This window comes from Cellulomonas sp. P4_D11 (genome assembly GCF_056401915.1).
In genome coordinates this window covers 38382-53370 of sequence record NZ_JBFUIK010000012.1, presented here as the reverse complement: position 1 = coordinate 53370, position 14989 = coordinate 38382, and the positions used below count along the sequence as shown (strand labels likewise).

General features: G+C 74.0%; 15 protein-coding genes. 9 read left to right on the top strand and 6 right to left on the bottom strand.

What is annotated here, in order from left to right; all coding sequences use genetic code 11:
* Positions 1-34: 34 nt before the first annotated feature.
* Positions 35-2125, top strand: coding sequence for a M3 family metallopeptidase (locus AC1DT4_RS09570; RefSeq protein WP_477089551.1), 2091 nt, complete (start codon positions 35-37; stop codon positions 2123-2125).
* Between the two features lie 32 nt (positions 2126-2157).
* Positions 2158-3510, top strand: a complete 1353-nt coding sequence (locus tag AC1DT4_RS09565) for a M20/M25/M40 family metallo-hydrolase (RefSeq protein WP_477089550.1) — start codon at positions 2158-2160, stop codon at positions 3508-3510.
* A 6-nt stretch (positions 3511-3516) separates the two neighbouring features.
* Here AC1DT4_RS09565 and AC1DT4_RS09560 read toward each other — a convergent pair whose 3' ends face one another.
* Positions 3517-4200, bottom strand: coding sequence for a helix-turn-helix transcriptional regulator (locus tag AC1DT4_RS09560; RefSeq protein ID WP_477089549.1), 684 nt, complete (start codon positions 4198-4200; stop codon positions 3517-3519).
* A 76-nt stretch (positions 4201-4276) separates the two neighbouring features.
* Here AC1DT4_RS09560 and folE point away from each other — a divergent pair, with 76 nt between their 5' ends.
* Together folE and AC1DT4_RS09550 are read left to right on the top strand one after the other, a co-directional pair.
* A complete protein-coding gene (gene folE / locus AC1DT4_RS09555) occupies positions 4277-4849 on the top strand; it encodes a GTP cyclohydrolase I FolE (protein ID WP_477089548.1) in 573 nt (190 codons plus the stop codon).
* 18 nt (positions 4850-4867) lie between these two features.
* Positions 4868-6073, top strand: a complete 1206-nt coding sequence (locus AC1DT4_RS09550; protein ID WP_477089547.1) for an NAD(P)/FAD-dependent oxidoreductase — start codon at positions 4868-4870, stop codon at positions 6071-6073.
* A 12-nt stretch (positions 6074-6085) separates the two neighbouring features.
* Here the strand turns inward: AC1DT4_RS09550 and AC1DT4_RS09545 are convergent, their stop codons facing one another.
* Entirely contained in the window at positions 6086-6328 is a 243-nt protein-coding gene (locus AC1DT4_RS09545) for a DUF5703 family protein (RefSeq protein WP_477089546.1), read from the bottom strand.
* Between the two features lie 101 nt (positions 6329-6429).
* Between AC1DT4_RS09545 and AC1DT4_RS09540 the strand changes: the two genes are divergently transcribed.
* Positions 6430-6726: a primosomal protein gene (locus AC1DT4_RS09540; protein WP_477089545.1), complete on the top strand. Its 297-nt coding sequence runs from the start codon at positions 6430-6432 to the stop codon at positions 6724-6726.
* Here AC1DT4_RS09540 and AC1DT4_RS09535 read toward each other — a convergent pair.
* Positions 6723-7682, bottom strand: a complete 960-nt coding sequence (locus tag AC1DT4_RS09535) for an aldo/keto reductase (protein WP_477089544.1) — start codon at positions 7680-7682, stop codon at positions 6723-6725. The two genes, AC1DT4_RS09540 and AC1DT4_RS09535, sit on opposite strands and share 4 nt — an antisense overlap.
* 78 nt (positions 7683-7760) lie before the next feature.
* Here AC1DT4_RS09535 and AC1DT4_RS09530 point away from each other — a divergent pair, with 78 nt between their 5' ends.
* On the top strand, positions 7761-8648 hold the full coding sequence (locus AC1DT4_RS09530) for an undecaprenyl-diphosphate phosphatase (RefSeq protein WP_477089614.1): 888 nt from the start codon (positions 7761-7763) through the stop codon (positions 8646-8648).
* Positions 8649-8651: 3 nt separating this feature from the next.
* Here AC1DT4_RS09530 and AC1DT4_RS09525 read toward each other — a convergent pair whose 3' ends face one another.
* Positions 8652-9656, bottom strand: a complete 1005-nt coding sequence (locus tag AC1DT4_RS09525) for a CorA family divalent cation transporter (RefSeq protein ID WP_477089543.1) — start codon at positions 9654-9656, stop codon at positions 8652-8654.
* A gap of 56 nt (positions 9657-9712) precedes the next feature.
* Between AC1DT4_RS09525 and mshC the strand changes: the two genes are divergently transcribed.
* Complete coding sequence (mshC, locus tag AC1DT4_RS09520) at positions 9713-10972, top strand: cysteine--1-D-myo-inosityl 2-amino-2-deoxy-alpha-D-glucopyranoside ligase (RefSeq protein ID WP_477089542.1); 1260 nt, start codon at positions 9713-9715, stop codon at positions 10970-10972.
* Between the two features lie 164 nt (positions 10973-11136).
* Here mshC and AC1DT4_RS09515 read toward each other — a convergent pair whose 3' ends face one another.
* Positions 11137-11994, bottom strand: a complete 858-nt coding sequence (locus AC1DT4_RS09515; RefSeq protein ID WP_477089541.1) for a PAC2 family protein — start codon at positions 11992-11994, stop codon at positions 11137-11139.
* Between the two features lie 90 nt (positions 11995-12084).
* Between AC1DT4_RS09515 and AC1DT4_RS09510 the strand changes: the two genes are divergently transcribed.
* Entirely contained in the window at positions 12085-12777 is a 693-nt protein-coding gene (locus AC1DT4_RS09510; protein ID WP_477089540.1) for an HAD family hydrolase, read from the top strand.
* Positions 12778-12808: 31 nt separating this feature from the next.
* Here the strand turns inward: AC1DT4_RS09510 and AC1DT4_RS09505 are convergent, their stop codons facing one another.
* Entirely contained in the window at positions 12809-13675 is an 867-nt protein-coding gene (locus AC1DT4_RS09505; RefSeq protein ID WP_477089613.1) for a RecB family exonuclease, read from the bottom strand.
* A gap of 178 nt (positions 13676-13853) precedes the next feature.
* On the opposite strand from AC1DT4_RS09505, the gene AC1DT4_RS09500 reads away from it, so the two are divergent.
* A complete protein-coding gene (locus tag AC1DT4_RS09500; protein WP_477089539.1) occupies positions 13854-14987 on the top strand; it encodes a site-2 protease family protein in 1134 nt (377 codons plus the stop codon).
* Positions 14988-14989 lie beyond the last annotated feature (2 nt).

The following is a 14989-nucleotide window of genomic DNA, read 5'->3' as shown; positions in this document are numbered from 1 at the left end:
GCGGACCGCGCACCCGTCGGCGATGATGTCCGCCATGAATCCGACCGACCTCGCCACCGACAACCCCTTCGGTGCGCCGTCCACCCTCCCGTACGGGCTCCCCGACCACACTCGGATCCGCGAGGAGCACTACCTCCCGGCGCTGCTCGCCGGCATGGCGCAGCAGCGTGCCGAGATCGAGGCGATCGCGACCGACCCCGCCGCGCCGACCGTGGAGAACACCCTCGAGGCGTTCGAGCGCTCCGGCCGCCTCCTGCACCGCGCCGCGACGAGCTTCTACAACCAGTCCAGCGCGGACTCGACGCCCGGCCTTGAGGCCGTCGAGGAGGAGATCGCGCCGCTGTTCGCGGCCCACCACGACGCGATCTACCTCGATGCGCGGCTCTTCGCACGTGTCGCGGCTCTCCAGGCGGACGTGGACTCCGGTGCGCTCGAGCTCGAGCCGGACACCGCCTGGCTCCTGCACCGCACCCATACGGCGTTCGTGCGCGCGGGTGTCGACCTCGACGAGGCGTCGCAGGACCGGCTCCGCACCCTCAACGCCGAGATCATGAGCCTGGAGACCGCCTTCGGGCGCGACCTGCTGGCGGCCACGAACGCGGCCGGGGTGCTGGTCACCCACGAGGACGAGCTGGACGGGCTGGCCGAGGACGCCCGCGCCGCGGCGGCGAAGGCCGCGCGCGACCGCGGGCACGAGGAGGGTTGGTTCCTCGAGCTCGCGCTGCCCACGCAGCAGGCGGTCCTGGCGGTGCTGCGCGACCGGGACCTGCGCGAGCGCGTCTTCCGCGCGTCGGCCACGCGCGGCTCGTCGGCCCCCTTCGACACCCGCCCGACCCTGCTGGGCCTCGCGCGCAAGCGAGCCGAGCGCGCCCAGCTGCTCGGCTACCCGCACCACGCCGCGTACATCGCCGCGGACGCGACCGCGAAGACCGCGGAGGCCGTCGCCGACATCCTCGAGCGGCTCGCGCCCGTCGCGGTCGCCAACGCGCGCGTCGAGGGCGCCGACCTGCAGGCCGCGCTCGAGGCGGACCACCCGGGCGCCACGCTCGAGCCGTGGGACTGGTCGTTCTACGCCGAGCAGGTCAAGAAGGAGCGCCGCGCGCTGGACGACGCGCTGCTGCGCCCGTACCTCGAGCTCGAGCGGGTCCTGGCCGACGGGGTGTTCCGGGCCGCCAGCTCCCTCTACGGGCTGACCTTCGCCGAGCGGCACGACCTCGTGGGGTACCACCCGGACGTGCGCGTGTTCGAGGTGTTCGACGAGGACGGCACGGGGCTCGGGCTGTTCCTCGCCGACTACTGGACCCGCGAGTCCAAGCGGGGAGGCGCCTGGATGAACAACCTGGTGGACCAGTCGACGCTGCTCGGGGAGCCGCCCGTCGTCGTCAACAACCTCAACATCCCCAAGCCCCCCGAGGGGGAGCCGACCCTGCTCGCGTGGGACGAGCTCATCACGCTGTTCCACGAGTTCGGGCACGCGCTCCACGGGTTGTTCTCGGCGGTGCGCTGGCCGTCGCAGTCGGGCACGTCGGTGCCGCGGGACTTCGTGGAGTACCCGTCGCAGGTCAACGAGATGTGGGCCTGGGAGCCGTCGATCGTCCGGGCGTTCGCGCTCCACCACGAGACGGGCGAGCCGATGCCGGCCGAGTGGGTGGACACGCTGCTGGCGGCCCGGCAGGACGGCGAGGGCTTCGCGACGACGGAGTACCTGTCCGCGGCGCTCCTGGACCAGGCCTGGTACCGGCTGTCACCCGACGAGGTGCCGACCGACGTCGACGAGGTCGAGCCGTTCGAGGCGGCGGCCCTGCAGCGTGCCGGCGTGGACTACGCGCCCGTGCCGCCCCGCTACCGGACGACGTACTTCAACCACGTCTTCGGCGGCGGCTACTCGGCGGGCTACTACTCGTACATCTGGTCGGAGGTCCTCGACGCCGACACGGTCGAGTGGTTCCGCGAGAACGGCGGGCTGCTGCGGGCGAACGGCGACACGTTCCGGGCGCGGCTGCTCTCGCGCGGCGGCTCGCTCGACCCGATGCAGGCCTTCCGCGACCTGCGGGGACGCGACCCGCTGATCGACCCGCTGCTGGCGCGCCGCGGCCTGCTCGGGGCGGCCGCGGAGACAGCCTGAACCCGGTGCCGGGGGCCGGTACGGTGGACGGCATGCCCGTCACCCACCCGGCCTCCGGCACGCCCGCGCCCTCCGACCACGTGACCGCGCAGGACGAGGTCGTGCAGATCTGCCGCGACCTCATCCGGATCGACACGTCGAACTACGGCGACGACTCCGGGCCGGGGGAGCGCGCCGCGGCCGAGCACGTCATGGGCCTGCTCACGGAGGTCGGGCTGGACCCCGAGCTGTTCGAGAGCACGCCGGGCCGGGCCAGCGTCGTCGTCCGGCTGGAGGGCTCGGACCAGACCCGGCCGGCGCTCGTGCTGCACGGCCACCTCGACGTCGTGCCCGCGCGCGCCGACGACTGGACCGTGGACCCGTTCGGCGGCGAGGAGCTCGACGGCCTGGTCTGGGGCCGCGGCGCCGTCGACATGAAGGACATGGACGCGATGATCCTGTCCGTCGTCCGGCAGATGGCGCGCGAGGGGCGCAAGCCCGCGCGGGACGTCGTCGTCGCGATGTTCGCCGACGAGGAGGCCGGCGGCTCGCTCGGCGCCCGGTGGGCCGTGGACCACCGCCCGGAGCTGTTCGAGGGCGCGACGGAGGCGATCAGCGAGGTCGGCGGCTTCTCGGTCGACGTCGACGGTCGGCGCGCCTACCTGCTGCAGACCGCCGAGAAGGGGCTGTCCTGGATGCGGCTGGTGGCCGACGGCCGCGCCGGCCACGGAAGCCAGGTCAACGCCGACAACGCGGTCACGCACCTGGCCGAGGCCGTGGCCCGGCTCGGCCGGCACCCCTGGCCGCTGCAGCTCACGCCGACCGTGCACGCGTTGCTCGAAGGCGTCGCCCAGCTCACCGGCCTGCCGTTCGACCCCGAGGACCCGGACGGGGTCGACCGGCTCGTGGCCGCGCTCGGGCCGGCGTCGAAGTTCGTCGGCGCCACCCTCCGGCACACCACCAACCCGACCCAGCTGGCGGCGGGGTACAAGGCGAACGTCATCCCCGGGGCCGCGGAGGCGACCGTCGACGGCCGCTTCCTGCCCGGGCTCGAGGACGAGTTCGCGCGGACCGTCGCCGACCTCGCCGGCGAGCACGTGCGGATCGAGCGGCTGCACCACGACACGGCGCTGGAGGTGCCGTTCTCGGGCGACCTGGTGGACCGGATGGTCGAGTCGCTGCTCGCCGAGGACCCCGACGCGACCGTCCTGCCGTACACGCTCTCGGGCGGGACCGACAACAAGTCCCTGTCGCGGCTCGGGATCCGCGGCTACGGCTTCGCGCCGCTGCGGCTGCCCGCCGACCTCGACTTCGCCGGCATGTTCCACGGCGTGGACGAGCGCGTGCCGTCGGACGCCCTGCGCTTCGGTACGCGAGTGCTGGACCGCCTGCTGCGCACCTGCTGAGCGAGGCTACTGCCTGGTCTCCAGGACGACGCAGCACCGGTCGGGGTGCGGTTCGAGCCGGGCGGCGAGCCGATCGGGTGCCACCGCGTCGGCCAGCCCCGCGACCAGGCACCGGTTGGCCGTGCAGATCAGCTCGGTCTGCACCTGCGCGAGCGCGTGGAACGGGCAGTTGTGCAGGTCGACGCGGTCCCCGTCGCGCCGGGGCTCGTACCCCTGCCGCGCGAGCACGTCCGCCGCGGCGTCCAGCGGGTCCGACTCCGTCGGGGCCGACGCGCCGGCGGACGCCCCGTAGTCCGCGAAGGCCCGGTTCACCGCGTCGAGGACCGGGCCGCCGGTCCGCGCCGACTCCGCGACCGCGTCGCTCAGCAGGCGCCCGGCGAGCTCGTACTCCCGGTCGGGGAGCGTGACCGCGATCTCGCGCGCAGCGCGTCGGTAGAGCTTGGCCGGCCGTCCGGCCCCGGGACCCGTGCGGCCGGTCAGGCGCGCGTGGCTCGCGGCGAGCAGGCCGTCCGCCTCGAGCCGCTCGAGATGGAACCGCGCCTGGTGGCGGGGGATGCCCGTCGCCTCGGCCGCCTGGTCGCGGCTGACCGGCTCCGGCTGGGCGCTGACGAAGCGGTAGAGCGCCAGGCGGACGGGGTCGGCGAGCGCGCCGATGCGCCCGGCGTCGGCCCCGAACGTCCCCGTGCTCACACCCTCCACGCTCTTGACACTAGCGGCGGGTATTTCTAAAGTACAGAACACTATCCGATAGAATCGAGGCGCTCGGGTGACGCTCACCACGACCCGTGCCGACGTCGGCATCGACGCCGCGGAGGACGCCGCGCGGGCCTTCCTCGAGGCGCTCGGGATCTCGTGCGACACCCCCGGCACGGAGCAGAGCCCCCGACGGATGGCCGAGGCCTACGCCGCGATGCTGACGCCGCGCCCGTTCGCCATGACGACGTTCCCGAACGAGGAGAACTACGACGAGCTCGTCGTGGTCCGCTCGATCCCCGTGCAGTCGCTCTGCGAGCACCACCTGCTGCCGTTCGTCGGCGTGGCGCACGTGGGCTACCTGCCCGCGGGGCGGATCCTCGGCCTGTCCAAGTTCGCCCGCGTGGTGGAGATGTTCGCCCGCCGCCCGCAGGTCCAGGAACGGTTGACCCGCCAGGTGGCGGACTGGATCGACGCGGAGCTGTCGCCGCGCGGCGTCGGGGTCGTCGTCGAGGCCGAGCACCTGTGCATGAGCATGCGCGGGGTGCGGGCCGGTGGCGCGGTGACGACGACGTCGGCGCTCTCCGGTGCGCTGCGGGACTCGCCCGCCACCCGGGCGGAGTTCCTCGCCGCCGTTCGTCCGTAGGTCCGTCAGGAGGTCGTGATGCCAGGAACCGTGGTCGTCGGTGCGGGGCTCGCCGCGGCGCACGTCGTCGCCACGCTACGCGAGGAGGGCGACGACCGGCCGGTCACCCTCGTCGGCGACGAGCCCGTCCGGCCGTACGAACGGCCGCCGCTGTCGAAGGGCTACCTGCAGGGCGCCACGCCGCGCGACGACGTCTTCGTGCACGCCGAGAACTGGTACGCCGAGCACGACGTCGAGACCCGCTTCGGCACCACCGCCACGTCGGTGGACCGCGCCGCCCGGACGGTGACGCTCTCGGACGCCTCCGTCCTGACCTACGACCACCTCGTGCTGGCCACCGGGTCGAGCCCGCGGACCCTGGACGTGCCCGGCGCGGACCTCGATGGCGTGCGGACGCTGCGCCGGCTGCGGGACAGCGACGTCCTGCGCGACGACCTCGCCGCGCAGTCGCGACTGGTGGTCGTCGGGGGCGGCTGGATCGGCCTCGAGGTCGCCGCCGCAGCGCGGTCGGCGGGCTGCGAGGTCACCGTGCTGGAGTACGCCGCGCAGCCCTTGCTGAGGGTGCTCGGTCCGCAGCTGGCCGCCTACTTCGCGGCGCTGCACCGGGCGCACGGCGTGGACCTGCGGACGGGTGTGGGCGTGCAGGCGTTCGAGGGTGCTGCGGGCCGCGTGACCGGGGTGCGGGTGGGCGGCGAGCTCGTGCCGGCGGACGTCGTGCTGGTCGGCGTGGGCGCGGCCCCGAACGTGGAGCTCGCCGTGGCGGCGGGCCTCGCGGCGGACGCCCGCGGGATCGTCGTCGACGAGCACCTGCGCACGGCCGACCCCGCGGTGCTCGCGGCCGGCGACGTCGCGCTCGCGCACAACACCACCCTCGGGCACAGCCTGCGCGTGGAGCACTGGGACAACGCGATCCGGCAGGGTGCGCTCGCGGCTCGCTCCGTCCTGGGCCGGGACGCCGTGCACGACTGGCAGCCGTACTTCTACACCGACCAGTACGACCTCGGCATGGAGTACGTCGGGTACGCGGACGCGGACGACGAGGTGGTGGTGCGGGGCGACCCGACCGGGCCGGAGCTCGTGGCGTTCTGGCTGCGCGACGCACGGGTGCGCGCCGCCATGAACGTGAACGTGTGGGACATCAACGACCGGCTGCGCGCGCTCGTCGGCCGACAGATCGACCCCGAGCGGCTCGCGGACGAGAGCATCTCCCTGGCCGAGCTGTAGCGGGCGCTCCGGTCAGTCCGTCCCGAGGGTGCTGCGCACGCGGATGACCTTGCGCCGCAGCCACACCTTGCGCTCGCCCCCGGCGAACAGCAGTGTGCGGGAGAGCTCCCAGCGGCCCAGCTCGGCCTGTTCGGTCAGCATCCGGCGGGCGTCGTTGCGTGAGGTCGTCGCCGGGATCCGGAGGACGCGGTACTCGTACTGACCGCCTTGCGCGACCCAGTCCGGCCGCTTCGTCCTCGTCTGTCCGTCTGCCATCGACCACCCCGTCCCGCGCGTCCCCGCGCCTACGTCCTGATGCTGGTGCCGAAGAACCTTACGCGCTGCCATTGTGCCTCGCAGAAGGCTACGGTCGTCGCATGACCGTCGACCCGCGTGCCGCGCTGGACCGCCTGATCGCAGCCCTCGAGGCCCACTACACCGCCGTCGCCGCGCCGCACGGCGAGGACGACCCGGCGGTCGACGACGCGTACGACATCCTGGCCGACGCGTTCGAGGTGTACGACGACGCCCTCGGCACCGTGCACGGCGAGGCCACGCCGTTCTACCTCGCCGAGGAGGACGACGACGAGGACGAGGACGACGAGGACGAGGACGAGGACGAGGACTACGACGACGCGGACGTCGACGACCTCGCCGACGAGGCCAGCCGCTAGAACCGCTCGGGGTACCCGAGGTCCGGTGCGCTGATCTCGTCGAGCGCCTTGCGGAGCTCGTCGGGGAGCACGAGGTCCTGCGCACCGAGCGACGCGCGCAGCTGCGTGGCCGTCCGGGCCCCGACGATCGCCGAGGCGACGCCGCGGCTCTGCACCCACGCCAGCGCGACCTCGAGCGGTGTGCGCTCGAGCCCGTCGGCCGCCGTGGCCACCGCCTCGACGATGGTCGCCGACGCCCGCGCGAGGTACGGCTCGACGAAGCCCGCCAGGTGCGGCGACGCGGCCCGCGAGTCGGCCGGGATGGTGCGCCGGTACTTGCCCGTGAGCACGCCGCGGCCCAGGGGCGACCACGCCAGCACGCCGACGCCGAGCGCGACGGCCGCGGGCACGACCTCGCGCTCGATCCCGCGCTGCAGCAGCGAGTACTCGGCCTCGACCGCCGTCAGCCCGACCTCGCCCTCGAGCAGGCTCGCGGCGCGCGCCACCTGCCAGCCGGCGTGGTTGGACAGGCCGACGTAGCGGGCGCGGCCGCTGGTCACCGCGAGGCGCAGGGCGGAGACGGTCTCGTCGAGCGGGGTGCGCGGGTCGGGGGTCTGGACCAGCCACAGGTCCACGTGGTCGGTGCGCAGGCGGCGCAGGGAGCCGTCGAGGGAGGCGAGCAGGCCGCCACGGGAGGCGTCGACCACGCCGCCGTTGCTCGTGCGCCGGATGCCGGCCTTCGTGCAGAGCACGACCTCGTCGCGGGGGACCACGTCGTCGAGCAGCCGGCCCAGCAGCTCCTCGGCGCCGCCGTCGGCGTACGAGGCGGACGTGTCGATGAGGGTGCCACCGGCGTCGGTGAAGTCCCGGAGCTGCTCGGTCGCGTCGTGCTCGTCGGTGTCCCGGCTCCACGTCATGGTGCCGAGCCCGAGCCGGGAGACCCGCAGACCGGTGCGGCCCAGGTGGCGCTGTTCCATGAGGCGCAACACTAATCGGCGCCTGCGTGTCATCAGCGGCAACGCACCCCGGCTATCGTTCCGCTCGTGACGGACGCGATGGGACTGGGCGAAGCGATCCTCTTGGGGCTCGTGCAGGGGTTGACCGAGTTCCTCCCGGTCTCGTCGAGCGCGCACCTGCGCATCGTCGGCGAGCTCATCGGGTCGTCCGACCCCGGCGCGGCGTTCACGGCGATCACCCAGCTGGGCACCGAGACGGCCGTGATCCTGTACTTCCGGCGCGACATCGCGCGGATCGCGAGCGCCTGGTGGCGCGCGATCCGCGGCGACCTCGGCTCCGACTGGCGGTCCCGCGCGGGCATGCCGGCCGGGCAGCCCTCCGACCACCACGCCCTCATGGCGTGGTTCATCGTCCTGGGCTCGCTGCCGATCGTCATCCTCGGGCTCGCGTTCCAGGACGCGATCGAGCAGACGTTCCGCAACCTCTGGCTCATCGCCCTCACGCTCGCCGGCTTCGGCCTGGTGCTCGGCTGGGCCGACAAGGTGGGCGCCAAGCAGCGCGAGCTCACGGAGCTGACCGGCAGGCACGCCGTGCAGTTCGGCTTCTGGCAGGCGCTGGCGCTCATCCCGGGCGTGTCCCGCTCCGGCGGCACCATCACCGGCGGGCTCCTCATGGGCTACACGCGGGAGGCGGCGGCGCGCTACTCGTTCCTGCTGGCGATCCCCGCGGTGTTCGGCTCCGGCCTGTTCCAGCTGGCCAAGAGCGTCGACGACTTCGGGAAGGGTGGCACGCCCGGGTTCGGCGCGACCCTCGTCGCGACGCTCGTGGCGTTCGTCGTCGGCTACCTCGTCATCATCGTGTTCCTGAAGATCGTCTCGACCTTCAGCTACAAGCCGTTCGTGTACTACCGGCTCGGGCTCGCCGCGCTCGTCGTGATCCTGCTGCTCACGGGCGTGCTCGACGCGAACAGCGCGCCGACCACGTAGCCCTCACAGCCAGCCGGACCGCCGGAACAGCCGGTAGAGCGTGACGCAGATGGCGCCCATCGCGAGGATGGCGAGCGGGTACCCGTAGGTCCAGTCGAGCTCGGGCATGTGCTCGAAGTTCATGCCGTAGATGCTGGCGACGAGGGTCGGCGCCGCGGCGATCGCGGCCCACGACGAGATCTTGCGGACGTCCTCGTTCTGCCGCACCGACACCTGCGACAGGTGCACCGAGAGCATGTCGCTGAGCAGGTCGTCGTAGCCGTCGAGGTGCTTGTCCAGCCGGTCGACCCAGGCCTCCGCCCGGCGCAGCCACGGCTGGGACAGGCGCCGGCCGGGTGCCTCCTCTGCCTCGGCGATCAGCTCGGGCAGCACCGAGGTGACCGGGCTGAGGGCCCGGCGTGCCTCGGCGATCTCGCGCTTGAGGTCGTAGATCATCTCGAGCGGGTTCTCGTGCCGGGCGGTGGAGAACACGAGGCGCTCCGCGTCCGCGACGGCGTCGCCCAGGCCGATCTCGACCTCCGAGGCCTCCGCGACGAGCGTCAGGACCACGGCGGCGACGACCTGGTGGACACCCTCGTCGGGCACCGGGAACCCGCCGGTCAGCTTGGCGAGGGCGCGGTCGAGAACGGCCGCGTCGCCCAGCTCGGCCATGATGACGACGTCCTTGCCGACGACGCTGGTCAGCGCCCCGGTGTGCACGTCGTGCGTGGCCTCGACGTACGAGAGCGTCGGCGTGGTGAGGATGAGCTCCCCGTCCGGCGAGCGCTCGAGCCGGGCGCGCTGGGCGTGGTTCGGTGCCGACGGGTGGGCGCCGGGGATGCGGTGCTCGAGCAGCGCGATCGCGTGCTCGCTGATGCCGTAGCGGCGCGCGGCGTCCGACAGGTCGTCCATCGGGACGATCACCCAGCGCGCCCCCTTGGTGCGGGCGCCCGTCTCGGCGCGCTTCCAGCCGCCCGGCGTCTCCACGCACACGCGCTCGTCGGGCTGGGTCAGGGGCTCGGTGCTCACCACGGCATTGTGGACCTCCGCGCTGTCAGGTGCCGGGACGCGGCTAGGCTTCCGCCGTGCTCACCTGGCCGGCCCCGTTCATCCCGCAGATCCCCGGCCGTGGCCTCCCGGTCCAGGTGCGCGACTCCTCGACCGACCGGCTCGTGGTCGCGGCCGCCGGGCCGGACGCCACGCTGTACGTCTGCGGCATCACCCCGTACGACGCGACCCACCTCGGGCACGCCGCGACCTACGTCGCGTTCGACGTCCTCGGGCGCGCGTGGCGGGACTCCGGGCACCGCGTGCGCTACGCCTCGAACGTCACCGACGTCGACGACCCGCTGCTCGAGCGCGCTGCCGCGACCGGCGTCGACTGGCGCGACCTGGCCGCCGAGCAGACCGCGCTCTACGCCGAGGACATGACCGCGCTCGCCGTGATCCCGCCCGACGTGTACTCCGGCGTGGTCGAGGTCATCCCGGCAGTCGTCGACGCCGTCGAGGTGCTCCTCGCCGCCGGCGCGGCGTACCGGGTGCCGACGCACGACGCGGTCGAGGACGACGGGCTCGGCGACGTGTACGCCGACCTCTCGGCCGACATCGACTTCGGCGCCGTCGCGGGCCTCGACGACGACACCATGCGCACCCTGTCCCAGGAGCGTGGCGGCGACCCCGACCGCCCCGGCAAGCGCGCGCCGCTCGACCCGCTCCTGTGGCGTCGCGAGCGGGCCGGCGAGCCCTCCTGGGACGGCGGCTCGCTCGGCCGCGGCCGGCCCGGCTGGCACATCGAGTGCGCGGTGATCGCCCGCGACGCCCTCGGGCTGCCGTTCGACGTCGAGGGCGGCGGCTCCGACCTGCTGTTCCCCCACCACGAGATGAGCACGTCGCACGCCCGCCTGCTCGACGCCGGCCGCGGCGCGCGCGTGCACCTGCACACCGGCATGGTCGGGCTCGACGGGCACAAGATGAGCAAGTCCCGCGGCAACCTCGTGCTGGTCTCGCGGCTGCGCGAGGAGGGCGTGGACCCGATGGCCGTGCGGCTGGCCATCCTGGCGCACCGCTACCGCGACGACTGGGACTGGACCGACCAGGAGCTGCACACGGCCGAGGCCCGGCTCGAGCACTGGCGCCGCGCGGTCTCCGGCAACGGCGGACCCGACGCCGACGGCACGCTGGCCGCCGTCCGCGCCGCGCTCGCCGACGACCTCGACACCCCCGGCGCGCTCGCCGCCGTGGACGCGTGGTCGGACCTGGCGCTGGCCGGCACCGAGAACCCGGTCGAGGGCGCCCCGGGCATCATCGGCCGCCTCCTCGACGCCCTCCTGGGCATCCGCCTCTAGCCCACCCGAGGACGTCCGCACACCCGCGCGCCGGGACGACCGTATCCGCGGACGTCCGAGCAGAGGGAGCTCAGGGGCCACCGCTGCTCGGACGTTGGACACAGTGACGGCCGGACGTCCGAGCGGATGGAGGTCAGGGGCTCCATCTGCTCGGACGTTGCGGGTCAGCCGCCGGTGCCCTTGTCGCGGCGGCGCAGGTAGCGCTCGAACTCCTGCGCGATCGCCTCGCCGCTGGCCTCCGGCAGGTCGGCGGTGTCCTTGGCCTCCTCGAGCTGGTGGACGTACTCGCCGATCTCGGCGTCCTCGGCCGCGAGCTCGTCGACGCCGTGCTGCCACGCCGCCGAGTCGTCGGGGAGCTCGCCGAGCGGGATGGGCTCGCCGAGCAGCTGCTCGATCCGGTGCAGGATGGCGAGCGTCGCCTTGGGGGACGGCGGGTGCGCGACGTAGTGGGGGACCGCCGCCCAGAGCGACATGGCCCGCAGCCCGCGCGCCGCGGCCTCGTGCTGGAGCACGCCGACGATGCCCGTCGGGCCCTCGTACGTGTTCGGCTCGAGGCCGAAGACGTCACGCACGTCCGCGTCCTCGCTGGTCGCGTTCACGGGGATGGGGCGCGTGTGGGGCACGTCGGCCAGCAGCGCGCCCACGGTGATCACGGCGTCGACGCCCAGGGTGGCGGCGATGTCGAGGAGCTCGGTGCAGTACCGGCGCCAGCGCATGGACGGCTCGATGCCGTGCACCAGGATGACCCGGCGACCGCTCAAGGGTGCGGTCGCGACGGCGACGGCCGTGGTGGGCCAGGTGATCTCGCGGCGTCCGTCGGGTCCCGGGCCGACGACCGGGCGGTTGACCTGGAAGTCGTGGTACTCCTCGGGGTCCAGCTCGTCGACGTGCTCGGCGCCCCAGACCTCGTGCAGGTGCTCCAGGGCCTGGGTCGCCGCCGACCCGGCGTCGTTCCACCCCTCGAACGCCGCGAGCAGCACGGTCTCGCGGGCGGGGAGGTCGGCCGGTGGGGTCTCGCTCATCGGCTCAGACTATTGCGCGCGACACCGCCCGCCACGGACGGGCCGCCCGCGCGTCGAAAGCCCTCACGTGTCGGCTCGTACGATGGACCGATGCCCCGCACCTTCTCCGACCTCGCCGCGCCGTCCGCCGTCCTGTGGGACATGGACGGCACCCTGATCGACACCGAGCCCTTCTGGATCGCCGCCGAGACGGAGCTGGTCGAGGCGCACGGTGGCGTCTGGACCCACGAGGACGGCCTCGCGCTCGTGGGCAACCCGATGCTGGTCAGCGCGCAGGTGCTGCGGGAGCGTGGCGTCGACCTTCCGCACGACGAGATCGTCGACTTCCTCAACGCTCGCGTCGCGGCCGGCGTCGCGGCGGGCATCCCGTGGCAGCCGGGCGCCCGGGAGCTGCTCGAGGAGGTGGCCGCGGCCGGCGTGCCGATGGCGCTGGTCACCTCGTCGTTCGCGGTCCTCGCCGAGCCGTTCGCCGCGGCCGCGGGCCTGTTCGACGTCGTGGTCAGCGGCGACGAGGTCAGCCGCCCGAAGCCCGACCCCGAGCCCTACCTCCTGGCCGCCGAGCGCCTGGGCGTGGACATCGCGTCCTGCATCGCCGTCGAGGACTCCCGCACCGGGGTCGCGTCCGCGGTGGCCTCGGGCGCTCGCGTGCTGGCCGTCGAGGTCATGCAGGCGGTCGCCGCGCGGCCCGGGCTCAGCCGCGTCTCGTCGCTGGCCGACCTCACCCTGACCGACCTCGCGCGGATCGCGCGCGGCGACGTGCTGGACCGGCTCAAGGCGAGCTGACAGCCCCACCCGCGACAGCGGCGGGCTGGGCTCAGGCGGCGGGCACGACGCCGATCGAGCGCTCGACGGCCCCCGCCGGGATCTCGGGCGGCGTGCCGCCGAAGGCCGGGCAGAGCGCCTTGAACGAGCACCAGTCGCACAGCTTCGAGGTCCGCGGACGCCAGTCGCCCGACCGTGCGGCGTCCTCGATCCCGGCCCAGATGGACCGCACGCGGGCCTCGATCGTCGCCATCTCGGGCTCGGTGGGCTCGTGCGTGAGGACCACGCCGTCGCCGAGGTACTCGAGCTGCAGACGCTTGGGCAGCACCCCGCGGGTGCGCCAGATGACGTAGGCGTAGAACCGCATCTGGAAGAGCGCCGAGCTCTCGAAGCCCGCCCGCGGCGAGCGGCCGGTCTTGTAGTCGACGACACGGACCCACCCGTTGGGCGCGACGTCGACGCGGTCGACGATGCCGCGCAGCAGCGGGCCGCCCTCCTCGAGCTCCGTGGACACCATGAGCTCGCGCTCCCGCGGCTCGAGGCGCGTCGGGTCCTCGAGCGTGAAGTACGTCGCGAGGAGGGCTTCCGCGCTGGTCAGCCACTCGGCGAGGTCGGCCGGCTCGGCGAACAGCTCGCCGACGTCGGGGTTGCGCTCGAGGAGCGTGGCCCACTGGTCCGGCAGCAGGGCGTGCGCGGCGGCCAGCGTGCGGTCCGCGGCCGGCAGGTCGAAGAGGTGCTCGAGGACGGCGTGGACCAGCGTGCCGCGGGCGGCGGCGGAGCTGGGCGGCTCGGGCAGCCGGTCGATCACGCGGAACCGGAACAGCTGGGGGCACTGGAGGAAGTCGTTGGCCCGGGACGGCGACAGGCCCGGCCGCGACGGGGGCCGCTCGTTGGCGGCCTCCTCGACGGCGACCTCCACGAGCTCCTCGACGGCGTCGTCGGCGCCCACGACGGCATCGGGCGTCGCGTCGGGGGTGTCCTGGTCGAGGTGCTGCACTGTCACGTCGTCGAGCCTAGGCGCCGCCGCCCACACGCCCGGCGACCGACCCACCCCGGCACCCGCCGGACCTGCCCGCGCGGGCACCTACGCTGGATGGGTGAGCGACTCCCGACCCCCGGCCCGGCGGACCTCCGGCTGGGTGATCGGCCGCGTGGTCGGGGCGCCGATCATCCTGGCCCCCAGCTGGCTCATCGCCGCCGTGGTGCTGACCCTCATCTTCGCGCCCAGCGTGCGGGCCCGCGCCGAGAACCTCGGCGCGCTGGTCTACCTCGTGGCGCTGGGCTTCGTCATCCTGCTGTTCGCCTCGGTGCTGGTGCACGAGCTGGCGCACGGGCTCATGGCGCGGGCGCGCGGCCAGCAGCCCCAGGAGTTCGTGCTCACGCTCTGGGGCGGCCACACGGCCTTCGGCGGTGCCACTCCCACGCCGGCCAGCAGCGCGCTCATCGCGGTCGTCGGCCCGATCGCGAACCTCGTGCTCGCGGCCGGGTTCTACGCGCTCGCGCAGCCGGTGGACGCGGTGAGCCTGATCGGGCTGCTGCTCTGGTCGGGCTGCATCACCAACGCGTTCGTCGGGCTGTTCAACCTGGTGCCCGGCCTCCCGCTCGACGGCGGCTACCTGCTCGAGGCGGCCGTGTGGGCCGTGACCAAGAACCGGCACACAGGAACGGTCGCGGCCGGGTGGGTCGGGCGCGTCGTGGCCGTCGCCGTCTTCGCGTGGGCGCTCGTGCTGCCGCTGATGGCCGGCCGGCAGCCGGACCTCACCGACGTCGTCTGGGCCGCTCTCATCGGCGCGTTCCTCTGGACGGGCGCCTCGGCCGCGGTGCGCGGCGGTCGGACGCAGAAGGCCGTCGGCCAGATCACCGTGACGTCGGTGGGTCGACGCGCGGTGGGCGTCGCGTTCACCGAGTCGATCGCGCACGCCGGCGCCCTCGCCGCGGCCGCGGGTGCCGACGAGGTCGTGATCCTCTCGCCGGACGGACGGCCCGCGGCGTACGTGGACCGGTCGGCGGCGGCCTCGGTCCCCGCCGACGTCGCCGGGACCACGCCGGTCACGGCGGTCGCCGTCCCGCTGCCGGTCGGTGCCGTCGTCGACGGCACGCTCGCGGGCCAGGAGCTGGTGGCCGCGGTCGGGCGCGCGACCCAGCACTCGCCGGTCGTGGCGGCGGTCGTCGACGGTCGCGTGGTCGGGCTGATCCGCGCGATGGACGTCGTCGCGGCCATCCGCTCCTAGAC